At 68.9% G+C, this 25,023-nt stretch carries 22 protein-coding genes; 10 read left to right on the top strand and 12 right to left on the bottom strand.

Going from position 1 to position 25,023, the window contains the following annotated elements; all coding sequences use genetic code 11:
• Positions 1-80 precede the first annotated feature (80 nt).
• From BLU81_RS41420 to BLU81_RS41410, 3 genes are all read left to right on the top strand, one after another.
• Positions 81-2,519 carry a glycogen/starch/alpha-glucan phosphorylase gene (locus BLU81_RS41420; RefSeq protein WP_092554354.1) on the top strand — a complete coding sequence of 813 codons (2,439 nt, stop codon included), beginning with the start codon at positions 81-83 and terminating at the stop codon, positions 2,517-2,519.
• A gap of 298 nt (positions 2,520-2,817) precedes the next feature.
• Entirely contained in the window at positions 2,818-3,537 is a 720-nt protein-coding gene (locus tag BLU81_RS41415) for an AAA family ATPase (RefSeq protein ID WP_092558377.1), read from the top strand.
• Between the two features lie 314 nt (positions 3,538-3,851).
• On the top strand, positions 3,852-4,802 hold the full coding sequence (locus BLU81_RS41410; RefSeq protein WP_092554351.1) for a quinone oxidoreductase family protein: 951 nt from the start codon (positions 3,852-3,854) through the stop codon (positions 4,800-4,802).
• 59 nt (positions 4,803-4,861) lie between these two features.
• Here BLU81_RS41410 and BLU81_RS41405 read toward each other — a convergent pair whose 3' ends face one another.
• Complete coding sequence (locus BLU81_RS41405) at positions 4,862-5,263, bottom strand: TSUP family transporter (RefSeq protein WP_092554348.1); 402 nt, start codon at positions 5,261-5,263, stop codon at positions 4,862-4,864.
• Positions 5,264-5,372: 109 nt separating this feature from the next.
• On the opposite strand from BLU81_RS41405, the gene BLU81_RS49380 reads away from it, so the two are divergent.
• Together BLU81_RS49380 and BLU81_RS49375 are read left to right on the top strand one after the other, a co-directional pair.
• A complete protein-coding gene (locus tag BLU81_RS49380; RefSeq protein ID WP_172890718.1) occupies positions 5,373-5,867 on the top strand; it encodes a SigE family RNA polymerase sigma factor in 495 nt (164 codons plus the stop codon).
• The gene (locus BLU81_RS49375; RefSeq protein WP_172890717.1) at positions 5,864-6,625 is read left to right on the top strand and encodes a hypothetical protein; all 762 of its coding nucleotides are present in this window, start codon (positions 5,864-5,866) and stop codon (positions 6,623-6,625) included. The genes BLU81_RS49380 and BLU81_RS49375 overlap by 4 nt, the downstream gene beginning before the upstream one ends.
• On the opposite strand, the gene BLU81_RS41390 is transcribed toward BLU81_RS49375, so the two are convergent.
• The 4 genes from BLU81_RS41390 to BLU81_RS41375 form a co-directional block, all read right to left on the bottom strand.
• Entirely contained in the window at positions 6,622-8,121 is a 1,500-nt protein-coding gene (locus BLU81_RS41390; RefSeq protein WP_092554342.1) for a ricin-type beta-trefoil lectin domain protein, read from the bottom strand. The genes BLU81_RS49375 and BLU81_RS41390 overlap by 4 nt on opposite strands.
• The gene (locus BLU81_RS41385) at positions 8,118-8,765 is read right to left on the bottom strand and encodes a prepilin-type N-terminal cleavage/methylation domain-containing protein (RefSeq protein WP_092554339.1); all 648 of its coding nucleotides are present in this window, start codon (positions 8,763-8,765) and stop codon (positions 8,118-8,120) included. The genes BLU81_RS41390 and BLU81_RS41385 overlap by 4 nt, the downstream gene beginning before the upstream one ends.
• Complete coding sequence (locus BLU81_RS41380) at positions 8,762-10,444, bottom strand: Ig domain-containing protein (protein ID WP_172890716.1); 1,683 nt, start codon at positions 10,442-10,444, stop codon at positions 8,762-8,764. Before BLU81_RS41380 ends, BLU81_RS41385 begins: the two co-directional genes overlap by 4 nt.
• 73 nt (positions 10,445-10,517) lie before the next feature.
• The gene (locus tag BLU81_RS41375) at positions 10,518-11,516 is read right to left on the bottom strand and encodes a polyprenyl synthetase family protein (protein ID WP_373873373.1); all 999 of its coding nucleotides are present in this window, start codon (positions 11,514-11,516) and stop codon (positions 10,518-10,520) included.
• A 65-nt stretch (positions 11,517-11,581) separates the two neighbouring features.
• Here BLU81_RS41375 and BLU81_RS41370 point away from each other — a divergent pair, with 65 nt between their 5' ends.
• From BLU81_RS41370 to BLU81_RS41360, 3 genes are all read left to right on the top strand, one after another.
• A complete protein-coding gene (locus tag BLU81_RS41370) occupies positions 11,582-12,748 on the top strand; it encodes an acyl-CoA dehydrogenase family protein (RefSeq protein ID WP_092554330.1) in 1,167 nt (388 codons plus the stop codon).
• A gap of 508 nt (positions 12,749-13,256) precedes the next feature.
• Complete coding sequence (locus BLU81_RS41365; RefSeq protein WP_092554327.1) at positions 13,257-14,507, top strand: VWA domain-containing protein; 1,251 nt, start codon at positions 13,257-13,259, stop codon at positions 14,505-14,507.
• Positions 14,508-14,509: 2 nt separating this feature from the next.
• Positions 14,510-15,277, top strand: coding sequence for a peptidase (locus tag BLU81_RS41360; protein ID WP_092554324.1), 768 nt, complete (start codon positions 14,510-14,512; stop codon positions 15,275-15,277).
• A gap of 37 nt (positions 15,278-15,314) precedes the next feature.
• On the opposite strand, the gene BLU81_RS41355 is transcribed toward BLU81_RS41360, so the two are convergent.
• The gene (locus BLU81_RS41355) at positions 15,315-16,700 is read right to left on the bottom strand and encodes an Nramp family divalent metal transporter (protein ID WP_157751999.1); all 1,386 of its coding nucleotides are present in this window, start codon (positions 16,698-16,700) and stop codon (positions 15,315-15,317) included.
• Positions 16,675-17,514 carry a shikimate dehydrogenase gene (locus BLU81_RS41350; protein ID WP_092554318.1) on the bottom strand — a complete coding sequence of 280 codons (840 nt, stop codon included), beginning with the start codon at positions 17,512-17,514 and terminating at the stop codon, positions 16,675-16,677. Before BLU81_RS41350 ends, BLU81_RS41355 begins: the two co-directional genes overlap by 26 nt.
• Positions 17,515-17,603: 89 nt before the next feature.
• On the opposite strand from BLU81_RS41350, the gene BLU81_RS41345 reads away from it, so the two are divergent.
• Positions 17,604-18,230, top strand: coding sequence for a TetR/AcrR family transcriptional regulator (locus BLU81_RS41345; RefSeq protein WP_092554315.1), 627 nt, complete (start codon positions 17,604-17,606; stop codon positions 18,228-18,230).
• A gap of 6 nt (positions 18,231-18,236) precedes the next feature.
• On the top strand, positions 18,237-20,102 hold the full coding sequence (locus BLU81_RS41340) for a bifunctional sugar phosphate isomerase/epimerase/4-hydroxyphenylpyruvate dioxygenase family protein (RefSeq protein ID WP_092554312.1): 1,866 nt from the start codon (positions 18,237-18,239) through the stop codon (positions 20,100-20,102).
• Here BLU81_RS41340 and BLU81_RS41335 read toward each other — a convergent pair.
• Genes BLU81_RS41335 through BLU81_RS41315 form a run of 5 tightly spaced genes read right to left on the bottom strand, consistent with a single transcriptional unit; the run spans position 20,099 to position 24,908 of the window.
• On the bottom strand, positions 20,099-21,193 hold the full coding sequence (locus BLU81_RS41335; RefSeq protein ID WP_092554309.1) for a VWA domain-containing protein: 1,095 nt from the start codon (positions 21,191-21,193) through the stop codon (positions 20,099-20,101). The genes BLU81_RS41340 and BLU81_RS41335 overlap by 4 nt on opposite strands.
• Positions 21,193-22,164, bottom strand: a complete 972-nt coding sequence (locus BLU81_RS41330) for a VWA domain-containing protein (RefSeq protein WP_092554306.1) — start codon at positions 22,162-22,164, stop codon at positions 21,193-21,195. Before BLU81_RS41330 ends, BLU81_RS41335 begins: the two co-directional genes overlap by 1 nt.
• Positions 22,161-23,045 (bottom strand): DUF58 domain-containing protein, encoded by an 885-nt coding sequence (locus BLU81_RS41325; RefSeq protein ID WP_092554303.1) that lies wholly within the window; start codon positions 23,043-23,045, stop codon positions 22,161-22,163. Before BLU81_RS41325 ends, BLU81_RS41330 begins: the two co-directional genes overlap by 4 nt.
• A complete protein-coding gene (locus BLU81_RS41320; protein ID WP_092554300.1) occupies positions 23,046-24,038 on the bottom strand; it encodes an AAA family ATPase in 993 nt (330 codons plus the stop codon).
• Between the two features lie 27 nt (positions 24,039-24,065).
• Positions 24,066-24,908 carry a S1C family serine protease gene (locus BLU81_RS41315; protein ID WP_092554297.1) on the bottom strand — a complete coding sequence of 281 codons (843 nt, stop codon included), beginning with the start codon at positions 24,906-24,908 and terminating at the stop codon, positions 24,066-24,068.
• Between the last annotated feature and the right edge of the window lie 115 nt (positions 24,909-25,023).

The raw sequence follows: 25,023 nt of genomic DNA, 5'->3' as shown, positions 1-25,023 counted from the left end.
CAGAGGAGTCTCCCATTCCCAGCCTGAACGGGAAGCAGGAAGAAGGGGCACCGGAAACACCGGCGAGGCACAATGGCGGCATGGATCTTCGACAGGGCATCGGTCTACGCAAACTGGGCAAGACCGCCGATGAGTTCCAGCAGGACCTGTTGAGCAACCTCTACTACCGGCGCGGCACGACCGTCGAGTCGGCGAGCGCGCGGGACGCGTACGAGACGCTCTCGCTGACCGTCCGGGACCGGCTCGCCGAGCGCCGGGCCCGCACCGCCGCCGCGCACTACGCCAGCAACCCCCGCTGGGTCTACTACCTCTCCGCGGAATACCTGCTGGGTGCTCAGCTCGAACAGAACCTGCTCTACTCCGGCACCGGCAATCTGGCCGCCGAGGCGGTCAAAGCTCTCGGCTTCAGCCTGGAGGACCTGGAGGACCTGGACGTCGAGCCGGGACTCGGCAACGGCGGCCTGGGCCGTCTCGCCGCCTGCCTGGTCGACTCGCTGGCCACCCGGGACATCCCGGCCGTCGGCTACGGCATCCGCTACGACCTGGGCATCTTCCGGCAGATCATCACCGAGAACGGGCAGACCGAACTGCCCGACGACTGGGCCTTCCAGGGCAACCCGTGGGAGTTCCCGGCACCCGACGACCGGCAGACCGTCGGCTTCTACGGGCACACCGAGCCGGTCCCCGGTTCACCGGACCGCAAGGTGTGGGTGCCGGGCGAGATCGTGCTCGGCGAGCCCAGCCACATGCTGGTCCCCGGTTACGGCACCGACACCGTCAACATCGTCCGGCTGTGGAGCGCCAAGGCCAGCGAGGCCTCGTTCGACCTGAGCCGGTTCTCCGCCGGGCAGTACGCCGAAGCCGTGCAGGAAGCGGTCCGCGCCGAGAACATCAGCAAGGTCCTCTACCCCGACGACAGCACCGAACTGGGCCGGGAACTGCGGCTCAAGCAGCAGTATTTCCTGGTCTCCTGCTCGCTGCGGGACATCATCCGCCGGTTCCGGCTGCGTAACGAGGACTGGAGCGAGTTCGCCGACAAGACGGTGATCCAGCTCAACGACACGCACCCGACGATCGCGATCCCCGAGCTGATGCGGCTGCTCGTCGACGAGTACGAACTGGACTGGTCCAAAGCCTGGGAGATCACCCGCAAGACGTTCGCCTACACGTGCCACACCCTGCTGCCGGAGGCCCTGGAGACGTGGCCGGTTCGGCTGATCGAGAAACTCCTGCCCCGGCACCTGGAGATCATCTACGTGATCAACATGCTGTTCCTGCGGGAGGTCGGCGCCCAGTTCCCCGGTGACCAGGACCGGATCCGGCGGATGTCGATCATCCAGGAGGAGCCGGAGCGCCGGGTCCGGATGGCACATCTCGCGGTGGTCGGCACCGAAGCCGTCAACGGGGTCGCCGAGCTGCACTCGAAACTGCTGCGGGAGACGGTCCTCGACGACTTCGCCGACCTGTGGCCGGCCAAGTTCCAGAACGTCACGAACGGCATCTCCCCGCGCCGCTTCATCCGGATCGCGAACCCGCGCCTGTCCGACCTGATCACCGAAGGCCTCGGCGACGACAGCTGGCTGCGTGACCTGGAGAAACTGGCCGGGCTGGAGTCCCTGATCGGCGACGCGTCGTTCCGGGACCGCTGGCAGTCGATCAAACGGGCCAACAAGGTCGCCCTGGCCGCCGGCGACCCCGACTCGCTCACCGACGTGATGATCAAGCGGTTCCACGAGTACAAGCGGCAACAACTCAAACTGCTCCACGTCGTCACGCTCTACCAGCGGATCCACGCCAACCCGGCCGGGGACTGGGTGCCGCGCACGGTGCTGTTCGCCGGCAAGGCGGCCCCGGCGTACCACGCGGCCAAGGACCTGATCCAGCTCATCGCCACGGTCGGCGCCACGATCGCGGCGGACCCGGTGGCCTCGCCGTACCTCAAGGTCGTCTTCCCCTCCAACTACAACGTCACCCTCGCCGAGAAGATCATCCCAGCGGCCGACCTGTCCGAGCAGATCTCCCTCGCCGGCAAGGAGGCGTCCGGTACCGGCAACATGAAACTGGCCCTGAACGGCGCGGTCACCATCGGCACCCTGGACGGCGCCAACATCGAGATCCGGGCCCGGGTCGGCGAGGACAACTTCTTCCTTTTCGGCCTGGACGCCTACGAGGCCGCGCAGGCCCGCATCAACGGCTACCAGCCGCGCGCCTTCTACGAACACGACGCCGAACTGCGCGCCGCCATCGACGCGCTCGGCTCCGGGGCTTTCGGCGACGTCGGCCACCGGGTCGCGAGTTCCCTGCTCGGCTGGGACGAATACCTCACCCTCGCCGACTACCGCGCCTACCTGGACGCCCAGGCGCAGGTCGAGGAAGCATGGCGCGACCGGGACCGCTGGATCCGCATGTCGATCCTGAACACCGCCCACAGCGGCTTCTTCAGCTCCGACCGCACGGTCGCCGACTACGCCGCCCGCATCTGGCGTGTCGCCCCCGTCCCGGTCCCCCACGAAGACTGACCAGACGGCGGCGCGCGGCCCTCCGCGCGCCGCCCACCCCAAGAACCGAACCCGAACCCGAACCACACCGCGCCGGTACGCCCCACGGCTCCCGCCGAAATCCACCGGCCCCGCCCCTTCCCCGCAAGGCAAGGCGCTTGGCCCGGACCGCACCGCGACCACCGGGCGTGAGCGCGGGGTCGCGGTTACTTCTGCGAGCTACCTGATGGATTCCGGCTCGGTCCTTCTGGTTGCGGCGGAAGGACGACCTCGGGTCCAAGAGGACGTCCTCGGGGTGACGCCCGGTAGCGTGCGGGAGATGTTCATCAGGGCCGTTCGGCTGGATGCGGTGCCGGGGGACGGGTATCCGTTCGGGTTGCCTGTGGTTCGGGGACTGGTCGCCGGTGGGGAGTTGCGGTTTCCGACGGCGGTCACGTTGCTGGCCGGGGACAACGGGAGTGGGAAGTCGACGCTGATCGAAGGGATCGCGGTGGCCGCCGGGTTCAACCCGGAAGGCGGGACCACCTCGTTCAACTTCGCCACCCGGGCCAGTGAGTCGGAGCTCGGCGGGCATCTGACGCTGGTGCGCACCGCCGGACGTAAACCCCGGACCGGGTTCTTCCTGCGGGCCGAGTCGTACTACAACGTCGCCACCGAGATCGAGCGGCTCGGGGTGGCCGGGTCCTACGGTGGGGTGTCACCGCACCAGCGGTCGCACGGGGAGTCGTTTCTCGACCTGGCCAACCATCGGTTCGGGGCCGGTGGGCTCTACCTGCTCGACGAACCCGAGGCGGCGCTGTCGGTGCAGGGCTGTCTGGCGCTGCTGCTGCGGATCGCCGAACTGGTGGAGACCGGCAGCCAGTTCCTGATCGCCACCCACTCGCCGGTTCTGCTGGCCTGCCCGGGGGCGACGATTCTGGAGATCGCGGCGGGCGGGGCCATCGAGGAGGTGGCCTACGACCAGGTGGAGGCGGTCGCCATGACCCGGGCGTTCCTGGCCGACCCGGGCCGGTTCCTCGAACACCTGATGAGCGACTGAGAACACCCGGTCACACCACCGCCGGCACCCGGCTGGCCACTGGCGACACCCGGATGGAGACCCCGGTGGCGGGCAGCCGGCCGGAATGCCCGGGACCACCGCAACCGGGTTTGTGGCCGCGGAGCGGCCTGGGGGTTTGGTGACCATCGCATTCGGCCCGGCGGTCGGGGACGGTCTGGAGTGCCGCCTGGCTCGCGTGATCGCTGCGGGCGTGGTGGGTGCTTGTGAGGGGGTGTGGTCCGTACCGAATCATAGTTCTTCTATGGTTTTGGTATTTGGTTCGCGCTGGTGGCGCGGTTGGGGAGGTGCGTTGCATGCGGGCGATTCTGGTGTCCCGGCTTGGTGGGCCTGAGGTTCTGGAGGCCGCTGAGCTGGACGATCCGGTGGCGGAGCCGGGACGGACTCTGGTCGACGTGACGGCGGCGGGGGTGAACTACGCCGACACGCATCGCACCGACGGTAGTTATCGGGCGGCGGTGGTGTTGCCGTTCGTGCCGGGGACCGAGGTGGCCGGGGTCGGGCCGGACGGGCGGCGGGTGGTGGCGCTGCTGTTCCCGGGTGGCGGGTATGCGTCGCGGGCTTCGGTGGCTGACGGTGACCTCGTCGAGATTCCCGACAAAGTGGACGACGCGAGTGCCTTGGCGCTGCTGGTGCAAGGGCTCACCGCTTGGCATCTGCTGCGTGGCAGTGCCCGGCTGTCGCAAGGGGAGACCGTGGTGGTCGGCGCCGCGTCGGGGGGTGTCGGGACCGTCGCGGTGCAGCTCGCGGCACAGTTCGGGGCCGGGCGGGTGATCGCGGCCGCCTCCACCGCCCAGAAACGGGAGCGGGCGTTGCGGCTCGGAGCGGACGTCGCGGTGGACAGTGCGGCCGACGGGTACGCGGAACGGATCCTGGAAGCCACCAGCGGCCGGGGCGCGGACGTGATCCTCGACTCGACCGGTGGTGACACGCTGGCCGCGGCACTGGGCGGGCTGGCCCACTACGGTCGCCTGATCAGTTACGGCAACGCGTCCCGGCAGGGGCGGGCGCCGGTCGACCCGGGTGCGCTGGCCGATCGGAACACGTCGGTCGGCGGGTTCTGGCTGCGCCCGGCCCTGGATCAGCCCGGCGGTTTCCGCGAACCGCTGTCCGAGCTGCTCACCCTGGTCGCCGACGGGCGTCTGGTCCTGCCGCCAGGACCGTCCTATCCGCTGGGTGACGCCCGCCGCGCCCACGAGGACCTGCTGGCCCGCCGCACCACCGGCAAGGTGGTCCTGACGGTCTGAAGCCCGCCAGCGGCGAGGTCGTCCTCGGCGATCCGAGCCGCGCCGTCGGCACGATCGTTCTAGAAGTCCAGGTAGGAGACGGCCAGGGCGACCGCGAGGGCACCGCGCAGGAACCACAGGGCGGCTTCCGGGATGTGCCGTTGCGGCCGGGCGCCGAGGTAACCGCCGATCAGGCCGCCGAGACCGCAGAGCAGGCCCAGCACCCAGTGCGGGGCGATCTCGGCGCCGCCGGTGGTGACGGCGATCAGGGCGTAGGTGCCGGACCCGGCGACCGAGCTGACGAAGGTGGCGGCCAGCGCGGCCGGGGCGACGGTCGACATCGGGATCCCGCGGCCCGCCAGGATCGGGCCGAGCAGGGAGCCCTCGCCGATGCCGTAGACGCCGCCGACGGGTGCCGTCACGATCGAGATGAGCAGGCCGGCGGCGAACCCGGCCGGCCCGGTCTGCCAGCTGATCTCCATGTCGCAGGGGATGATATCCGCGTCTCACCGACCGAACTTCGCTTGCCCTGGGTCCGTACCGATCTCTAACGTCGGCCGGTCTGCTGGTTGACCGGGGAGGTGTGTCAGAGTGCGTGATGAGGCGTTCCGTGCGTACTTCGAGCGGCATCATGCCTCCCTGTCCCGTCTGGCGTACCTGATGACCGGCGAGTCGTCGGTGGCCGACGATCTGGCCGCCGACGCGCTGACCGAGGTGTGGCGGCACTGGGATCGGGTGACCGCGGCCGACGACCCGGCCGCCTACGGTCATGGCATCGTGATGAACCTGGCCCGCAACTGGGTGCGCCGGCGCGGCCGGGAGCGGCTGCTGTCGTTCGAGGCGCTGCGCCGCGACACCGATGTGCCGGCGGTCCTGGACGTGCGTGGCGCGCTCCGTAGACTTCCGCATCGGAGACGTGCCTGCGTGGTCCTGCGGTACGCGTTCGACCTGCCGGAACGGGAGGTCGCCGCGATCCTGGGGATCTCCGTGGGCGCGGTGAAGAGCGCCACGTCCCGGGGTGCGAAGCAGCTCGCCGGGATGCTGGGTGATCATGTCGGCATCGACGGCTGGGAGGCGGCGCGGTGAAGCCCTCCGACGACGACCGGCTCCGGGCCGCGCTGCGGGCCGAGGCCGCCGCTCATCAGCCGGACCGGGCGGCCATGTTCGACCGGATCACCGCGTCCGCGATGCGCGACTCCGGGCATCGACTCCCGGCCCGGAGAGGCCCGCGGATGCGGACGGCCGCGGTGGCCGCCGCGGTGGCCGTGCTCTTCGGCGGCGGCGGAGTGGGCACCTGGGCGCTGACCTCTTCGTCCGGCCGCCCGGAAGCCGCTCCGACGCCGGCGCCGGTCACTGCCGCGCCGAGTCCGGTGGACACCGCCCCGGTTAGTGTCGCCCCGTTCACCCCGTCGCCGTCACCCTCGCTCCTTTCCCTCAAGCCGTCCCCGTCGGCCTCTCCGGCGCAGGAGAAGACGACGCCCCCGGTCGAGCAGGGGCCGCTCTGGGCGGACGGCTCGGTGGTGTCCGAGGGCTCCAGCGTCGTCACCCTGAAGACGACGGAGACGCTGACCTCGCTGACCGTGGTGATCCGGGTGGCCCGCACCGAGGGCCTGGTGGCCCGGAGCGGGGCGAAGAGCACGCCCGGCGCCAGCGTGACCACGACGGTCACCGAGGATCCGGACGCCTTCGTCTACCGGTTCGTGATGGCGCCGGCCGACACGCTGGCGCCGGGCACCTACACGTTCGCCGCGCGGTACAAGCACCCGCCCGGCAGCCGGGACGCGGGCGGCGACACCTACGTGGCCGAGTCCGGTTCGCTGAAGGTGTCCGGCGACTTCTTCTAGTTCTCCCGGACGTCGGTCAGCGGGGTGAGCCGGCTGAGGTTTGCCGGCGCGTTCCACTTCTGGAGTTCCGAGCTGCTGCACTTACCGACCTTGACCTTGCTGGTGCCGTCCGAGTGGGTGTCCTTCGGCGAGGAGTTCAGGTCGGTCGGCTGGAGGCAGTAGCCGTTCTTGTCCTCGATGCGGTAACTCGTCGCGTAGTCACCGGTGTTGTGCACGACGGTCCACATCAGGTCCTTGTTGTTGGACGGGGTGGCCGGGCAGGTCATCGTCGTGACGTACGCGTTGGTGGCTGTGCTGTTCGGCGTCTTGAGGCAGTACTTGGTCTTGCCGTCCTTGCTGGTCACGGTGATCGCACCGGTCTCCTTGACGGCCGGCGCCACCGGGACCGGGTGCACCCAGATCTGGTTCCAGTCGACCGCGCCGCTGGGACTCTGCTTGCAGAACCACGCGATCATGTACGAGTACCCGGCGTCCTGGTTCGTCACGTCCAGGCAGCGGCTGAACTGGGAGTAGTTGACCAGCTGGTTGGTGGAGTCACCGGCCATGCCGGCGCCGACACCCGCGGACGACCGCCACACGGTGACCGAGGTGTTCACCGAGCACGAGTTGAGGATGACCGCGCTGCCGATGGTGTTGGCGGTCTTCATGTTGATGCAGGTGCTCTCGATCGCCGATTTCGAGCTGGTCGAGTGGAACAGGCTGGCGCCGTCGAGGCTCCACTGGTACAGCGTGTTACGGGAGTCCGTCGGGCACTTCTGCAGGGTGACCGGGTTGTTGTTGGAGTGGGTCGCCCCGGAGTGCAGGCAGAGGCCGTCGGTCGCGGCCGTCGTCTCCGAGTTGACCAGCTTGAGATACAGGTCCTCGGTGTAGCCGAACTGCTGATTACTGCCGCCGTTGCAGGTCTTCACGACGAGCGCGGTGCCGACCGCGGGCGTCTTCGAGCCGGCGTCGAAGCAGAGGCTGCCGACGGTGGACGCGGCGATCTGGATCGTACCGCCCGGGATGTTGGTGTTGCTGGTGAAGAAGTTGTAGGTGGCGTTGAGGGTGCGCGAGCCGGACGTGTCACCGGTGGAGGCGCTGCTGCGCAGACCCTGCGAGGTGACCGTCGCGGTGGTCGGCACCTTGGTGAGCGGGCAGGCCAGAGCCTTGCCGTCCTGGTCCTTGTAGACGATGGTGACGATGTACCGCAGCGACTCGCCGGTGCCGTCGACCCCGCCGTCACCGGTGATGTCGCAGCCGGGCATGTCCTCCAGCTGGCCCATCAACTTGTCCTTGTCGTTGAGGGTGGAGGCCGCCCGGACCCGGGCCATCACCACGTCGAGCCCGATCTGCGCGCCGTTGAGGGCGCTGTTGCGGTCGTTCACGGTGCGGGTGCTGGTGACCTGCCGCAGGATCACCGGCAACAGCATGGCGGACAGGGACAGGCCGATGGTCACGACCAGCATCGCCATCGGCAGCGATCCGCGTTCGTCCCGGAAGAGGCGATGTGGGCTCATGTGGTGGGCCTCCCCTGGCTGCAGTCATTGGCGGTCTTCTGGCTGGCGTTGCGGTCGATGTTCTGGGCGGTGAAGGTGCTGTCGAAGGGGAGCGCGACCTTGCCGACGGTCACCGTGAACCGCAGCCGGACCTGCTTGAACTGCGGCTGGAAGCCGGAGCCGACACCGGCGGCGCCGACACTCGCGCTGGCGTACGGCGAGTCGCCCGGTGAGTACACCGCCACCGGCCCGGCACTGGTGTCCGCGGTCACGTAGGTGGCCAGGACCGTCTGCGTCGCCGGCGTCTTGGCGGGCAGGTCCCAGGCGGCCAGGATCAGCTGGCCGTTGTTGAGGATGATCTGCCGGCACGGGCTGTTTCCGGTGGCGTCGTCCGGCAGCGCGTACTCGGTGTACCAGCGGGTGCCGACCTTGCCCGGGGTGGCGACCCAGGTGGCGTAGCGCAGTTCCCGGTCCAGCCGCCGGAAGCTGATGTCCAACTGGTCCCGGGCGTCCGAGGTCTGCTGGGTCTGGTTGGTGCTGGCGTAGAACTGCACCACCCCGGTCAGCGCGATGGCCAGGACGAACGTCATGATGGTCGCCGCCATCATCACCTCGACCAGGGAGAACCCGCGATCGTCGGAGAGCCGCCGGATCAGCCGCTTCATGTGATCGTCCAGACGAAGTTGTAGATGGCGGTGGACACCGGCACCGTACTGACGCTCTTCACGGTCACCACGTAGACGCCGGGTGTGGTGGGTGTGCCGCTGAGGGTGCCCTTGCCGCTGTTCCACGTCACTCCGGCGGGCAGACCCGTCACCGTGGTGGTCGGCGGGATCGTGATGCCGAGCAGCGAGGCGTTGGTGCCGACCGGGATCGTCACCACCTGGCCGGTCGGCGACGTCGGGTCACCGCCCGGCAGCGTGAGGGTCAGCCCGGTGGTCGTCACCGTCAGGATGAACCGGTCGCTGACGGCCGGGCCGATGCTGTCGGTCACGCTGATCGTCGGCACGTACCGGCCCGGCAGGGTCGGGGTTCCACTGATCACGCCGGTGGACGCGTTGATCGACACGCCGAGAGGCAGGCCGGAGGCGGAGAACGTCAGCGTGCCGAAACCGCCGGAGGCGGTGGGCGTGGCGATCACCGACGCGCCGAGGGCCACGGTCTGGTCGGCGGGCTTCGTCAGCACGATCGCCGGATACACCGTGTGGGTGTAGGTGGCCTCGCCGTAGACGCCGTTCACGTCGGTGGCCCGGATCGTGGCCGTGTAAGTGCTGCTCGCGGTGCCGGTGATCGCCCCGGTCGCCGCGTCGACGGCGAGACCGGCGGGCAGCCCGGTCGCGGTCCAGGTGTACTTCGGGGAGCCCGAGGTGTCTCCGCCGGTCGCGGTCGGCTGCAGCGAGACGGCCTCGCCGACGTGATTCTTCGGGGCGCTCGGCGCGGTCACCACCGGCGGGACGACCACCGTATAGCTGATGTTGCTGAGGGTGTCCGAGCGACCGGAGTCGTCGGTGACCTTCGCGGTGGCGCCGCTGACCGTGCCGGCCGTCGTCGGGGTGCCACTGATCAGACCGCCCGCGTTACCGGTCAAGCCGGTCGGCAGCCCGGTGAAGGTCCAGACGTTGGGCAGCGTGCCACCGGTCGCCTTGTACTGGTAGGTGACCGTGTTCAGCCCGACGTAGAAGACCGGGAGTGGGTTCAGCGCGAGACTGCGGACCACCGGCGACGGCCGCTTGATGTCGAATTGGGGCTCGGCGACCCGGGAGACCAGCGTGGAGGCCAGGTAACCGCACTGGTCGCCGGCACAGCCCTGCTGGGACCAGGACTCCAACACGACCACCCGGTAGTACTTGAGCTTCTGGGTCTCGTCGGCCGGGACCCGGGTCGCGGTGGCCGGGTCGACGCATTGTTCGGTCCAGGCGTAGTACACCTCGCAGGTGCCCACGAAGATGGTCTGCTTGAAATCGGTGCCGTTGATCGTCTGGGTCATCGTGCTGGTGGAGATGGGCGCGTCGGCACCGCCGGTGGCGTTCTCGTCGTACCCGATCGCCATGCTGTCCAGATACGGTTTCAGCCGGTCCTTGAACAGGCTTTTCGTCAGCGCTTCATCCCACTGCTCCTGGACGGCGGTCTTGCCCCGGTCCTTCATCAGAGCCGTCGCCTGCAGTGCCCGGACCTGCTCGATGGCGGTCGACGCCAGCTGCGCCGCCTGCCGCTGGTCACGCTGCTGATCGACGGTCTTGGTGCCGTTGATGAAGAACGCACCGAAGCCGGCCATGGCGATACTGAGCACCGCCATCGCCATGATGAGTTCGACGATGGAGAAGCCTTCGTCCTTCTCGCGCATCTCACTCCCCGCTGTCCGCCGTACAAAAATCGCACTGGCACCATCGGCGGAAAACGCGGGAAGTGAAGGTAAATCAGCCGGTGCGATCCGCGATGTAGTGACAGAGCGACTCCAGAGTGCGGCGGGCCGCACCGTCCGGCAGGGTGCCGGCACTGCGGCGGGCCGCTCCGGCATAACCGTGCACGGTCTCCCGCGCCTGCTTCAGAGCAGCCGACCCGCGCAGCAGCCCGAGCGCCTCGGCATGCAGCGCGTCGTCGACGATCGGACCGGACGACAACAATTCCTTCAGCCGTCGTACGTCAGCCCCGGTGTCGTCGGCGGCCAGCGCATACAACATCGGCAGCGTGGGCACACCCTCGCGCAGATCGGTGCCCGGAGTCTTGCCGGACTGCTCCGACTCCGACGCGATGTCGAGCAGATCGTCGGAGAGCTGGAAGGCGATGCCGATCGCGGTGCCGAACTCGGCGAGCGTCTCCACGTGCGGTGCGGGCAGGCCGGAGAACAGGCCACCGAACCGGGCCGACGTGGCGATCAGCGAGGCGGTCTTGTCCTCGACGGCCTGCAGATGGAACCGGATCGGATCGGCGCCCCGCGGGCCGACGGTCTCCGCGAGCTGGCCACGAACCAACTGGGAGAGGGTGCGGGCCTGCAGACGGACCGCCTCCTCACCCAATCCGGCGGCCATCTGGGCCGCGCGGGCCAGCAGGAAGTCCCCCACGTACACCGCGAGTTTGTTGCTCCACCGGGAGTTGGCGCTGGCCGCACCGCGCCGCAGCGACGCCTCGTCCATCACGTCGTCGTGGTAGAGCGTGGCCAGGTGCGTCAGCTCCATCAGCACCGCCGACGGCAGCAACTCCGGCCGGTCCGGGTCGCCCAGCTGCGCGCAGAGCGCCACGGTGAGCGGGCGGAACCGTTTGCCACCGGCCTGCACCAGATACGCCGCGACCTCGTCGACCAGCGGGTCCGGGCTGGCCACGGCGACGCGCAGCTCGGTCTCCACGGTCGCCAGGAACCCCGTCACGGAGTCACGGACAGCCGGATCGATGAAGTCGGTGAGCGTGGGGGCCGTCATGATCATGAGGCTAGAACACCCGGCTGAGAGACCGCTGACGAGGCCCGCGGTGGCATCATCGACGGATGGCGCTCACCGATCCGCTCGAACTACTCGACTTCGACGGCCTGCTCAGCGACGAGGAGCGGCAGATCCGCGAAACGGTGGCCCGGTTCGTGACCGAACACGTGCGGCCGTACGTAGCGGACTGGTTCGAAGACGGCACCTTCCCCCGGGAGCTGGCCCCCGAACTGGGCAAACTGGGTGTGCTCGGCATGCACCTGGACGGTTACGGGTGTGCCGGGACGAGCGCGGTGGCGTACGGGCTGGCCTGCCTGGAACTGGAATCCGGCGACTCGGGGCTGCGCAGTTTCGTGTCGGTGCAGGGTTCGCTGGCGATGTTCTCGATCTGGAAGTACGGCTCCGAGGACCAGAAGACCGAATGGCTGCCGCGGATGGCCGCGGGTGAGGCGATCGGATGCTTCGGCCTCACCGAACCCGACTTCGGCAGCGACCCCGCCAACATGCGCACCCGGGCCGCCCGCGACGGCGACGACTGGATCCTCAACGGCTCCAAGATGTGGATCACGAACGGCAGCATCGCCGACGTGGCCACCGTGTGGGCACAGACCGAGGACGGCGTACGCGGCTTCCTGGTCCCCCGGGACACCCCCGGATTCACCAGCCGCACCATCAAACGCAAACTCTCACTACGCGCCTCGATCACCGGCGAGTTGTCCCTCGACGACGTGCGCCTGCCCGCCTCAGCCCAGTTGCCTCTCGCCAAGGGCCTGGGTGCGCCCCTGAGCTGCCTGGGCGAAGCTCGGTTCGGCATCGTCTTCGGCTCCACCGGGGCGGCCCTGGACAGTCTGCGCACCGTGATCGGCTACGCGAACTCCCGGATCCAGTTCGGCAAACCGATCGCCGCGTTCCAGCTCACCCAGCAGAAACTCGCCGACATGGCGGTCGACCTGAACACCGCCGCACTGCTCGCCCTGCACCTGGGCCGCCTGAAGGACGCCGGCACGCTCAAACCGCACCAGATCAGCGTCGGCAAACTCAACAACGTGCGCCGGGCACTGGCCATCGCCCGCGAATGCCGCACCATCCTCGGCGGCAGCGGCATCACGCTTGACTACTCACCGCTACGTCACGCCAACAACCTGGAATCCGTCCTGACTTACGAGGGCACCTCCGAGATCCACACGCTGGTGATCGGCCAGACGTTGACGGGCCACGCCGCATACCGCTAGTCCCACACCGCCGCGCTCGTAAGCCCCCCAGAGCCCCACCCACAGCCCTTCCTCCCCATCCACACAAGACCCACGACACCGAGGAACCCACCCCCACCAGCCAAAACAACCCCGTCCGTGGCGGCTAGCCGTACCTCAGCAACGTTAAACCCCCCGAGTCATGGCTAGCCGTAGCTCAGACAGGTCATTACGGGGTCATTCCATGTCTGGTGTACGGCTGGGTGACTCGAGCCGTAGCTGAGCGAGGTTATCGACCCCCAATGACCTTGCTGAGCTACGGCTAGCCGAAGGATTCGGCCCCGAACCTGGCCACCAGCACTGGTCCTGGCACTGGCCGTGACTGCCAGCGCTGGCGGGCCGGCTGACAGGGGCCGGCGGGGACGGCGGGGCCGGCTGGCGGGGCGGGAGGTTCTGGCGGGGTGGCTGTGTGGGCTATCACGAGACAGGGGGATGTGGTTGGGGGGTGCCGTTTACCCCGTACCGGATCGATTGCTTATGATCTTGCCGCGTGATCCACAGAACACTGTCCATAGTGACAGCGACGGGATTGATCGCGGCTTCCGCCTTTCTCGGCGCCACCCCCGCGTACGCAGAAGAGCCCACACCGGAAACCGAACCACCGGTGGTGGAACTGGTCCTTGATGTGAGCGGCTCGATGAAGGCCGCCGACATCGACGGGCAGACCCGGATGACGGTCGCCAAACGAGCTTTCAACGAGGTCGTCGACGCGCTGCCGGAGACTACGCAGCTCGGTATCCGGGTGCTCGGCGCGACGTATGGCGGTGACAGCAAGCGGCTCGGCTGCCGGGACACTCAGCAGATCGTCGCGGTCGGCCCGGTCAACCGGGTGGCGGCCAAGAACGCCATCGCCACGTTGAAGCCGACCGGGTTCACTCCGATCGGTTTGGCGCTACGGTCGGCGGCCAAGGACTTGGAAGGCGCCGGTTCGGCCCGCCGGATCGTCCTGATCACCGATGGTGAGGACACTTGCACCCCGCCGGATCCTTGTGACGTGGCCCGGGAACTGGCCGCCCAGGGCACCGATCTGGTTGTCGACACGCTCGGTCTGGCACCGGACGAGAAGACCCGTAAGCAGTTGGTCTGCATCTCGCAGGCGACCGGTGGCACCTATGCCGCGGCGAACAGCGAGGAGGAGCTGACCGACCGGATCAAGCAGCTCGTCGACCGGGCCGCGCTGCCGCCGCCGGTCACCCCGGCCGTGGTGCAGGGTGCGAAGGACTGTGCCACTGCCCCGCTGCTGGCTGCCGGTGTCTACACCGACCGTGAGCTGATCGGCGAGCACCGCTTCTACCGGGTGTCGGTGGACGCCGGCCGCGAACTGCGCGCGAGTGTCAGTATCGCCTTGGACCGGCCGTTGAACCGGGACTATGGCGTGCTGGTGAAGGCGGCCACGGTGGACGGCCGGGAACTGGTTCGTGGTCTGGACGCGGGTAGTGGCCGCGCCGATGTGATCTCGGCGGGTCTGCGCTGGTCCGGCGATGAGGAGCCGGCTTTGGCCGCGACTTCGGACATCTGCCTGGTGGTGAGTAATTCGTTCGCTTCGACGACGGCGGCCGGTGCACCCGGTATGCCGGTCGAGCTGAGTATCGACCTGGTTCCGGCTTCGCAGGCACCGGATGCTCCCGGTCTGGGACGCGGCTGGCTGCTGCTGTTCGTGCTCGCGATCGCCGGCCTGATCGCCGGTGTGCTGGCGGGTTGGCTGACCCGCTGGTGGGTCGCTACCTGGAGGGAGAACTGATCATGCGGAGACTGTTCCCGTTGGCCGTTCTCGGTCTCGTGTTGCTGCCTGTTCCCGCTTTCGCCGCCGATCCGACGGACGGGCCGACGCCGTTGCAGAGCATCACGTCGGCCGGTACGTCGTTCTTGACCGCTGTGGCGATCGCCCCGGAGCAGCCGGTCAAGGTGAGTGCGGTGACCGGCGACTACCTGTATTGGCAGTTCCCGGCGACGGCCGGGCAGCGGCCCGATCTGACTGTCGACGTCACGTTGCCCAGTAGCGGTCGCAGCGGTGATCATTCGTGGACCGTCGAGGTGTTCGACGGGTTGCGCCGCCGGCAGGCTTGTGTGGGTGGCGAGCAGAGCCCGGTGGCCGCGACCACCGACACTGCGGTGAAGCTCGGTTGCCGGTTGCGGCAGGTCCGTTCATGGGCCGAGCCGTGGGACGGTGACCCGCTGCCCGGCACCTATTACGTGCGGTTGTCCAGTACTGAGTTGCCGGAGAAGGATTTGGGCCTGCCGCTCGACGTGTCGTTGACTCTCACGTCACCGACCGGCGACACCGGTGCCGACCAGGGTGAGTTGGCTGCTCCGTTGGTGCCGAACAACCAGCCCGGCAAGCTGCTGACCACCCCGGTGCCGTCGGCGAGCGCGGAGCCGGAGGAGGAGTACTTCTCGGTGGATTGGCTTCCGGACTTCTCGTCGCGATGGGTGTGGACGGTGACCGGTGGCATCCTCGCCGCGATCACCGGCCTGATCGGTTTCTCCTGGACCCGACGGCGCCGGGTTTGACGGGTTCGCCCGGGCTTGCAAAAGCCCGGGCGAAACCTCACAGTTTGTCGAGCTGGGTGACGACCATCGCGATGGCGAAGAAGCCGTAGAAGGCGATCGCCACCAGCAGGCCGCCGAGGCGCCAGCCGCGGATCCGGATCGGGCCCGGCAGGTCGCGGGTGTTGAGGCGGACCAGCAGGATCGAGTAGAGCAGGGTCACCACCGAGGCCGCGCAGGTGGAGACGATCAGCAGGCCCAGCGGCTGGGTGAACCCGGCCAGCAGGATCGCCGAGCCGAGGACGATCTCGATCCAGACCACCGCCAGGTAGATCCGGGCTTCGGTCCAACGTGCCGATTCAAGAAGGTAGTTGCGGCGCAGGAAGTCCGAGGCGACCCGGCCGATGATGTCCAGCAGGCCCATCGCCGCGGCCCACAGCGAGACCGCCGCGACTGCCAGGAACAGCAGTTTGAGCCAGGTGCCGACTTCGGTTTCGAAGATCTCGCCCTGGGTCCGCAGGAACGACGGGTCCGATTTGAGGTCGCCGCGGCCGAAGAGGGTCTCGTAGGCGAGCAGGCTCATCACGCCGATCGTCACGAAGCAGACCGCTACGAAGGTGACCAGGTGTTCGGTGTTGGCGCGTTTCCACCACAGGTTCCAGCGGCTCAGTGAGGTCTCGTCGAGCGGGAACGTGTAGCGGTCGGCGCCGGCTGCCTCTTCCTGGCCGGTGATCGGGGAGATCAGGCGGGGCACGTGGGCACCCATGCCGTATCGCTTGTCCCGGATCCAGTTGCTCAACACCAGGTTGTGTACGCCACCAGCGCCGGCCGCGCCGATGGCGCTGAGCAGCATGGTGAACGTGATGCCGTCCGGGATCTGCCCGAATTCGGTGACGGTGGCCTTCGCGCCCTCGCCCCAGGTGCTCAGCGAGATCACGAAGATCACCACGACCACCAGGAAGAACAGGGTCAGGATGACCTTGACGGTCTCGACGCGTTCCACGGTTTTGTAGATCACTTTGGACAGGGTCAGAAAGACCCCGATGGTGACCAGTACGCCGACGGTGATCCAGACCGGGTCGCCGCCGCCGATCAGGTAGGTGAAGACGGTGGACCCGCTGGTCGCCCAGCCGGGCCAGACGTATTGGAAGGCCCCGGCCAGGCAGATGATGATGCCCCAGCCCTTCCACCAGCGGGAGAATCCGGCGACGACGGTCTGGCCGGTGGCCAGGGTGTATCGCTCGATCTCCATGTTGATGACGAACTGCACGGCGAGGGTGGTGAAGGCCAGCCAGAGCAGGCCGAGGCCACCGATCGCGGTCAGGTACGGCCAGAGGATGATCTCGCCGGCCGCCATGCCGATGCCGACGGCGACGATGCCGGGCCCGACCATGCGGCGTAGCGCGGGGGGTTCGGGAAGTTCACGAGTGGTGGTCTCGGTCAACATTGCGGCGCTCCAGAAGATGGGAGAGGTGAAGCAACATCCGCGCGATATCGGGGGTGGATCCGGTGAACAGTGCGAACGCCGCGGCGGCCTGGTAGACGCACATCGCGGCGCCGCCGATCGCCGGCAGTCCGGCGGCACGGGCGGCGATCAGCAGCTCGGTGTCGACGGGCATGTAGACGATGTCGGCGACCCACAGGCGGCGGTGGAGCAGCTCTGCGGGCAGTGGGATCCCGGGGTGGTGCCGCATGCCGATGGGGCTGGCGTTGACCAGGCCGTCGGCGGTTTTCAGGGTGGTGACAGCGGGCAGGTATCCGGCGCCCAGCCGGTCGGCCAGTTCCCGGCCGCGGGAGACGGACGGGTCCACGATGGTCAGTTCCGTGACGCCCAGCTCCCGTAGCGCGTGACCACAGGCGGCTCCGGCCCCGCCCGCGCCCAGCATCACCACGTGGCCGGTGGCAGCGCCGGGCAGGCCGGTCCGGAACGATTCGGCGAATCCGGGCGCGTCGGTGTTGTAGCCGTACCGGCGGCCGTCCCGGAAGACCACGGTGTTCACCGCGCCGATCTCCCGGGCCTGCGGGGACAACTCGTCGAGGTGCTTGATCACCTGCTGTTTGAAGGGGTGGGTGATGTTGAGCCCGGCGTACCCGGAACGTTCGGCGAGATCGAGCCGGCGTTCGAGTTCTGCCGGGGTGTCCACGTCGAACAACGTGTACGTGAGCCCGAGGTGGTGGTGGCTCCCCTCGGCCTCGTGCAGTGCCGGTGACAGCGACGCGCCGATCCCGGTCCCGATCAACCCGCATCGGCAAGCCGACATTCACAAGCTCCTTGCTAATGTACGAACTGGTACGTTAGTTATGAGGTGTGACGGCCGACACTGTCAAGACCCACGGCAGACTTACCTGTATGACGCAGGAACGGCAGCGCGACGCCGTACGCACCCGCACAGATCTGTTGGACGTGGCCACCGACGAGTTCGCCGAACGCGGCTACAGCGGTGCCCGGGTCGACGAGATCGCCGCGCGCACCCGCACCACGAAACGGATGATCTACTACTACTTCGGCGGTAAGGAGCAGCTCTACCTGGCAGTTCTGGAACGGGCGTACGCGGAGATCCGGGCCGCCGAACAGACCGCCGACGTCGACCATCTCGATCCCCCGGCAGCCGTCCGCCGGCTCGCCGAGGTCACCTTCGACCACCACGAGGCGCACCCCGCGTTCATCAAGCTCGTCGGGGTGGAGAACGCGCAGCACGCCAAGCACATGAACCACGTGGCCCGGCTCGTCGACCTGAACAGCTCGGCCGTCGACCTGCTCCGCGGAGTCCTCGACCGCGGTGTGCGCGACGGTGTGTTCCGCGACGACGTCGACGCCCTCGACGTACACATGATGATCAGTTCGTTCTGTTTCTTCCGCGTCGCCAACCGTCACACCTGGGGCGCTCTCTTCGACCGGGACCTGCTCGCCCCGGATCGTCGGGAGCACTACCGGACGATGCTCGGGGATCTGGTGACCGGCTATCTACGAAAGTGAGGCCGCATGCGCCGGTCGATCGCCACCGTCTGTGTCTCCGGCACCCTCGACGACAAGCTGACCGCCGCCGCGTCGGCCGGGTTCGACGGCATCGAACTGTTCGAGAACGATCTCGTGGTGTCGCCGTGGTCGCCGGTGGAGGTTCGGTCCCGCTGCGCTGACCTGGGCCTCACGATCGACCTGTACCAGCCGTTCCGGGACCTCGACTCGCTCGACGACGGACATTTCCGCAAGAGTCTGGACCGGGCACGGCGGAAGTTCGACGTGATGGCGCAACTGGGGGTGGACACGGTGCTGGTGTGTTCCTCAGTGGCCCCGGACGCCGTGAACGATGACGACCTGCTCGCCGCCCAGCTCGCCGCTTTGGCCGATCGGGCGGCGGACCACGGGATGCGCATCGCCTACGAGGCGCTGGCCTGGGGACGGCACGTGTCCACGTGGGACCGCTCGTGGGAGATCGTGCGGCGGGCTGATCATCCGGCGCTGGGGCTCTGTCTGGACTCGTTCCACGTACTGTCCCGGGAAGTGAGCCCGGACCCGATCGCCGGCATCACCCCCGGCAAGATCTTCTTCCTGCAGCTCGCCGACGCGCCGCATCTGCGCATGGACGTGCTGCAGTGGAGCCGCCACCACCGGCTCTTCCCCGGCCAGGGCGCCTTCGATCTGCCCGGTTTCGTCCGGCTGGTGCTGGCCGCGGGCTACGACGGGCCGCTGTCGCTGGAGGTCTTCAACGACGTCTTCCGGCAGGCCGATCCCACCCGGACCGCGGTCGACGCGATGCGGTCCCTGGTCGCCCTTGAAGATCAACTGACGATTGCCGGGTACGACGGGAGCCGCACCGCCCTCCGCGCGCTCCCGCCCGCGCCGGACCTGACCGGGCACGCCTTCACCGAATTCGCCGTCGACGGCCGCTCCGGCCCGGAACTGCGCACCGCCCTGCGGGGCCTCGGTTTCCTGCACACCGGTCAGCACCGCACCAAACCGGTGGAACTCTGGGAACAGCATTCCTGCCGCGTGATCCTCAACAGCGCGGTGACCGCGACCGGCCCCGCCGCCATCAGCGCTTTCGCGGTCACCTCGGTGGATCCGGCGGCCGCCCTCGCCCGTGCCGAGGCCTTGCGGGCCCCCGCTCACCCCAACGTCCGCGAGCCGGGTGAGGCGGAACTCGCCGCGATCACGGCCCCCGACGGCACCCAGGTCTTCGTGACCGGCCCGGCGAATCCGTGGCGCGCGGACTTCCTACCGACCGGCGCGAAGGCCGGCGGGTGGACGGCCGGCGAACCGGAGGCCGATGACGCGAAGGCCGGCGCCGGGCTGCTGGCTGTTGATCATCTCGGGCTGGCGCAGCCGTTCGATCACTTCGACGAGGCCGGCCTCTTCTACCATTCGGTTCTCGGCCTGGATCATCTCGCCGCCGAGGAGTACGCCGCCCCGTTCGGTTTGATGCGGTCCCGCGCGGTCGCCGACCCGGCCCGCCGCGTCCGGGTGGCCTTGACCGTGTCCCTTCTGCGCCGTGGCGAGTGGGCGCCCGCGGTCTCCGACCCCCAGCACGTGGCCTTCGCCACCGCCGATCTGCTCGCCACCGCCGAAGCCCTGGACCTGCCGGCGCTCCCGGTCCCGGACAACTACTACGACGACCTGGCGGCCCGGTTCGCCCTGGACGCCGGCTTCGTGGCGACGTTGCGGAAGCACGGCATCCTCTACGACCGGGACGCGAACGGCGGCGAACTGTTGCACCTCTACACCCCGGTGATCGGCGGCCGGGTGTTCTTCGAGATCGTCGAACGCCGCGCCGGCTACGACCGTTTCGGCGAGCCGAACGCCCCGGTCCGGATGGCCGCCCAGCGCCACCGCCGCCTCACCGGAACCTAGGCCGCGGTTGCTTTCGGGCGCCGGGGAGCCGGGCCACGGTTCCACCAGAGGGAGAGTGTCACACCGGCGGTGACCAGCAGTGTGCCGAGCAGCAGGAACCAGACGCTGATCTCGACGTTCTGCTTGGTCACGCCGAATTCGCGGGGCAGGTCGCCGAGCACGTCGGTGAGCTGTTCGGCGTCCTGGGCCTTGAAGTAGCGACCCCCGGTCAGGTCGGCGACCTGGGTGAGCGCCTCCTCGTCGATCTCCCGGTTGCCGCCCCGGCCGCCACCGCCGCCACCGAACCCGTTGCCGCCGAAGCCGCTGCCGAACGCGGAGTCGCCGCTGACCTGGTCGGGGGTGCAGACCATCTGTTGCGGGTCGGTGGTGCCGAACCCGATCGTGTAGACCCGCAGTCGCCGGGCCGCGGCCTGTTCGGCGGCGGTGACCGGGTCGACGCCGGTGGTGTTCGAGCCGTCGGTGAGCACCACGATGGTGTCCGGTTCGTAGTCGACGGGCGCCCCGCCGGTCGCGGGTGCGGCCAGCTCGACGCCGGTGCCGGCCACCTCGGGGTTGATCTCGGCGATCGCGTCGATCGAGGTGAGGATGGACTGGCCGATCGCGGTGCCGCGGGCGGTCTTGAGCCCGGCGATCGCCTCCAGCAGCGGCGCTTTCTCGGCGGTCGGCGGGACCAGCAGGCCGGCGATGCCGGAGAAGGCGACCAGCCCGATCCGGGTGTCGCCGTCCTGGGCCTCGACGAACTCGCGGGCCGCGTCGGTGGCGACGGCCAGCCGGTTCGGTGCGATGTCGATGTTGCACATCGAGCCGGACACGTCGATGGCCAGCAGGATCGTGGTGTCGTTGGAGGGCACGGCCATCGACGCCTGCGGGCGGGCCACCCCACCGGCGAGCGCGAGCAGCCCGGCCAGGAAGAGGTAGACCGGGATCCGCCGGCGCCAGGCGGTCCGCCCGGGTAGTGCGGCCCGGATCAGTGCGACGCTGGACACCGTCACCGCGGTCCGCTTCCGCCGCCGGTTCAGCAACCAGCGGGCCAGGAGCAGCAGCGGGACGGCCAGCAGCGCGAGCAGCGCCCACGGCCAGCTCAGCGACATCAGACGATCCTTCCGTGCCAGCGGGTGCCGAGCAGCCCGCCGAGCGTCAGGAGCAGGAGGGCGGCGGCCGCGAACGGGGCGGTCAGCTCGATCGGTTCCTTCTCGGTGGTCAGTCGCAGGTCGATCGCTTTGGTGCTGTCGGTGAGCGCCCCGGCGTCGCCGGCCTGCTGGTACGCCCCACCGGTCACCTGTGCCACCGTGGTCAGCAGGGTCTCGTCGAGCTGGGTGCCCAGTTGGAAGCCGTCGACTTCGACGGTCGCGCCTTTGGCGGTGCCGACGCCGACCGTCTGGATGCGTACTCCGGCGGCGGCGGCGAGTTCGGCGGCGGCCTGCACGTCGGGCCCGCCGGTCTCCTCGCCGTCGGAGAAGACCACGATCGTCGCCGACGGCCAGTAGCCGAGGTCCGAGGTGGCCTGCGCGCCGCCCTCCGTCGAGGGGAGGCTGACCGGTTTGCCGGTGATCGTGCCGAGCGCGACCAGGATGGCCTGCCCGAGCGAGGTGCCGCCGCTGGGCGAGACCCGGCCGATCGCGGCGACCGCTGCCGCGTGGTCGTCGGTGGGTGCCTGGGTGAGCAGGGCCTGGTCGCCGAAGACGAGCACTCCGACGTCGACGGTGTCCGGCTGGTCCTCGACGAACGCGGTGGCGGCCTGTTGTGCGGCGGCGAGCCGGGTCGGTGCGACGTCGTCGGCGGACATGCTGTTGGAGACGTCGAAGGCGAGCAGCACGGTCCCGGCGACGCGGGGCACGGCCACTTCCGCCTGTGGCCGGGCCAGGCCGATCAGCATGACCGGAAGGGCGGCGAGGAGCAGCGCGTACGGCAGGTGTCTGCGCACGCCCCCGCCGGTGAGCGACGAGAACCCGGCGGCCGACAGCGCTGCCGCGCGGCGTTTCTGCAGGGCCGTGTAACCGGCCACGGCCGCCGCGCTGGCCAGCACCGCGATCGCGATGACGGCCGGGTAGAGGAAGGTCACCGGCGTCTCCGTCCGGAACGGCGGACCATGTCGACCAGGGTGGCCAGCATGTCCTGGTCGGTGGTGATCCGGTGGGCGTCGACGCCGGCTCGGCGCATGCCGTCGGCCAGTTCGTCCTCGCGGGCGCCGACCTGCTCGGTGAGCCGGGCGCGCAGCAGCGGGTCGCTGGTGTCGACGAGGAGTTGTTCGCCGGTTTCGGCGTCTTCGACCAGGATCAGGCCGAGGTCGGGCAGTTCCAGTTCGGACGGGTCGACGACGCGGATGACGACGACTTCGTGCCGATGGGTGAGCTGGGCGAGGGGCCGGTCCCAGCCGGGTTCGCCGATGAAGTCGGACATGACGAAGACGAGGCTGCGCCGCCGGGCGGTGGTGGTGGCGGCGAGTCGCAGCATCTCCGCGAGGTCCGTCGTTTTGTCCGACTTTTTCGTGACACTAGAAGTCAGATCGCGGGTTATCCGCAGAATCTGATCCCGGCCCGTACGCGGCGGAATGATCTTATGGGTCTGATTGTCGAAAAGGATCGCCCCGACCCGGTTGCCACCCTGGGAGATCAACCGGGCGATCGCGACAGCGAGCGAGGCGGCCGTCGACTCCTTGCCGGCGCCGCCGCCGAACCGCATCGACGCCGACCGGTCGATCACCAGCCAGGAGGTCATCTCCCGGTCCTCGGTGTACTGCCGGACGAACGGCTCGTCCAGGCGCGCCGTGACGTTCCAGTCGATGTGCCGGACGTCGTCCTCCGGGGTGTACGCCCGCAGATCGGTGAAGTCGAAACCGGCGCCGTGCCACACAGTCCGGTACGAGCCCTGCAGACGCCCGTCGAGACGGCGCCCGAGTTTCCACTCCAGGCGCCGCAGCAGCCGGTCGGGGGCGGTCGTCATCTACCGGACCCGGCCCGCGGGTTCCGGGAACGACTGGTTCGCCAGGATCTTCGCGATGATCAGATCCGGGGTGACCTCGTCGGAGAGTGCCTCGTAGGAGAGCACCAGCCGGTGGCGCAGCACGTCCAGCGCGAGATCGCCGAGGTCTTCGGGCACCACGTACTCCCGGCCGCGGAGGAAGGCCAGGGCCCGCCCGGCCAGCACCAGACTGATCGAGGAGCGAGGGCTGGCGCCGAAGGTGACGTACTTCGCCAGGTCGGTGAGGCCCACCCGGGACGGGTCGCGGGTGGCGTGGGCGAGGTTCACCGCGTACTCGATCAGGGACGGATCGACGTAGACCCGGTCGACCTCCTCCTGGAGGGTGACGAGCGTCTGCGGGTCGATGATCTTCTGGATGGCCGCGGTCCGGGCGAGGGCCCGCTCGACGACCACGAACTCCTCGGTCACGCTCGGGTAGCCGACGACGACCTTCATCATGAACCGGTCGACCTGAGCCTCGGGCAGCGGATAGACGCCCTCGTTCTCGATCGGGTTCTGGGTCGCCATCACCAGGAACGGGACGGGCAGCTTGTGGGTCTCCCGGCCGATGGTGACCTGCCGTTCCTGCATGGTCTCCAGCAGTGCGCTCTGCACCTTGGCCGGAGCCCGGTTGATCTCGTCGGCCAGCAGCAGGTTGGTGAAGACCGGGCCGAGCTGGACCTGGAACTCGGCCTTCTGCTGGTTGTAGACACGGGTGCCGACGATGTCGGCGGGCACCAGGTCGGGGGTGAACTGCACCCGGTGGAAGTCACCGCCGATCGCCTCCGCCAGGGATTTCACGGCGAGGGTCTTGGCCAGGCCGGGCACGCCCTCGACCAGGATGTGACCGCGGGCCAGTAGTGCCACGATCAGCCGCTCGAGCAGCACGTCCTGGCCGACGATGGTCTTCTTGACCTCGTAGAGGACCTTCTCGATCGGGCCGGCGGAGGCGGGCGGGGCTTCGGTCCAGCTCATGTATCCGTCCTCGGGTTTCTGGGTTTGTCACAGTGGCGGGGACTGGCCTTCGCCCTCGCCGCCGCCGAGGGCCGCGCCGATCGGGACGGCGAGACCGATGCCGATGAAGGTGCCCGCGCCGCTCGGGTTGACGAGCGCGATGACGATGCCGATCACCTGACCGCGGTCGTTGATCAGCGGGCCGCCGGAGTTGCCCGGGTTGACCGCGGCGTCGAACTGGATGAGGCCTTCGATGTCACCGCTGTCCCGGTCGGTCCCGGAGACGACGCCGCTGGTGGTGCTGAAGGTCAGGCCGAGCGGGTTGCCGATCGCCACCACGTCGTCACCGACCGCCGCGCCGCCGCCGAGCACGGCCGGGACCAGGGTCTCCGGGAGCTGCTGTGGGGTGAGGGTGGCGATGTCCTGGGTGGGGTCGGCGCTGGCGACCTCCGCGGTGGAGCGGGTGCCGTCGGCGTAGACCAGGCGGATCGACTCGGCGCCGTCGACCACGTGGTTCGCGGTGATGATGGTGCCGTCGGCGTTGGCGATCACGCCGGTGCCGGTGCCGGCTTCCAGGCGATCCTGCGAGTCGTGTCCGGTGGTCTGGATCAGCACCACCGACGGGGTGAGGGTCTGATAGACCTCGGCGACGGACAGGGGCGCGTCCGATGCGGAGGGCGAGGCCGTCGGGCCGGCCGCGGCCGGTGTCTGGTCGTCACCCCCGCCGCGTACGGCCACCAGCACCGTGATCGCGACAGCCCAGATCACGATGGCGCCGATGAACAGTCTGCGGCGCAGCTCGGGCGTGTTCCAGGCGGTGCTGAACCGCCTCTTCGGCTCCTCCGGAACGGGCTCCGGGGTCGCGGAACCATCCGGGCGGAGCACCGTCATCACGGCACGACCGCCAGAGTCTTCATCCATCGAACTTAGAAGCGATTCCTAGGAATTGCCCATGAGAGTTCTGATCGTTTCCGGGACGCGAATTTCACCATCAGCCACAAATTCG

The organism is Actinoplanes derwentensis, from assembly GCF_900104725.1.
Lineage (GTDB): Bacteria > Actinomycetota > Actinomycetes > Mycobacteriales > Micromonosporaceae > Actinoplanes > Actinoplanes derwentensis.
Note: the sequence above shows the minus strand (reverse complement) of the source record. Positions and strands in the feature narration are given on the sequence as shown.

Bases quoted from the DNA above. Each gene is read 5' to 3' on its own strand.
- BLU81_RS41420 (WP_092554354.1), top strand. From the start codon at position 81: ATGGATCTTCGACAGGGCATCGGTCTACGCAAACTGGGCAAGACCGCC.
- BLU81_RS41415 (WP_092558377.1), top strand. From the start codon at position 2,818: ATGTTCATCAGGGCCGTTCGGCTGGATGCGGTGCCGGGGGACGGGTAT.
- BLU81_RS41410 (WP_092554351.1), top strand. From the start codon at position 3,852: ATGCGGGCGATTCTGGTGTCCCGGCTTGGTGGGCCTGAGGTTCTGGAG.
- BLU81_RS41405 (WP_092554348.1), bottom strand. From the start codon at position 5,263: ATGGAGATCAGCTGGCAGACCGGGCCGGCCGGGTTCGCCGCCGGCCTG.
- BLU81_RS41390 (WP_092554342.1), bottom strand. From the start codon at position 8,121: ATGAGCCCACATCGCCTCTTCCGGGACGAACGCGGATCGCTGCCGATG.
- BLU81_RS41385 (WP_092554339.1), bottom strand. From the start codon at position 8,765: ATGAAGCGGCTGATCCGGCGGCTCTCCGACGATCGCGGGTTCTCCCTG.
- BLU81_RS41380 (WP_172890716.1), bottom strand. From the start codon at position 10,444: ATGCGCGAGAAGGACGAAGGCTTCTCCATCGTCGAACTCATCATGGCG.
- BLU81_RS41375 (WP_373873373.1), bottom strand. From the start codon at position 11,516: ATGACGGCCCCCACGCTCACCGACTTCATCGATCCGGCTGTCCGTGAC.
- BLU81_RS41370 (WP_092554330.1), top strand. From the start codon at position 11,582: ATGGCGCTCACCGATCCGCTCGAACTACTCGACTTCGACGGCCTGCTC.
- BLU81_RS41360 (WP_092554324.1), top strand. From the start codon at position 14,510: ATGCGGAGACTGTTCCCGTTGGCCGTTCTCGGTCTCGTGTTGCTGCCT.
- BLU81_RS41355 (WP_157751999.1), bottom strand. From the start codon at position 16,700: ATGTTGACCGAGACCACCACTCGTGAACTTCCCGAACCCCCCGCGCTA.
- BLU81_RS41350 (WP_092554318.1), bottom strand. From the start codon at position 17,514: ATGTCGGCTTGCCGATGCGGGTTGATCGGGACCGGGATCGGCGCGTCG.
- BLU81_RS41345 (WP_092554315.1), top strand. From the start codon at position 17,604: ATGACGCAGGAACGGCAGCGCGACGCCGTACGCACCCGCACAGATCTG.
- BLU81_RS41340 (WP_092554312.1), top strand. From the start codon at position 18,237: ATGCGCCGGTCGATCGCCACCGTCTGTGTCTCCGGCACCCTCGACGAC.
- BLU81_RS41335 (WP_092554309.1), bottom strand. From the start codon at position 21,193: ATGTCGCTGAGCTGGCCGTGGGCGCTGCTCGCGCTGCTGGCCGTCCCG.
- BLU81_RS41325 (WP_092554303.1), bottom strand. From the start codon at position 23,045: ATGACGACCGCCCCCGACCGGCTGCTGCGGCGCCTGGAGTGGAAACTC.
- BLU81_RS41320 (WP_092554300.1), bottom strand. From the start codon at position 24,038: ATGAGCTGGACCGAAGCCCCGCCCGCCTCCGCCGGCCCGATCGAGAAG.
- BLU81_RS41315 (WP_092554297.1), bottom strand. From the start codon at position 24,908: ATGACGGTGCTCCGCCCGGATGGTTCCGCGACCCCGGAGCCCGTTCCG.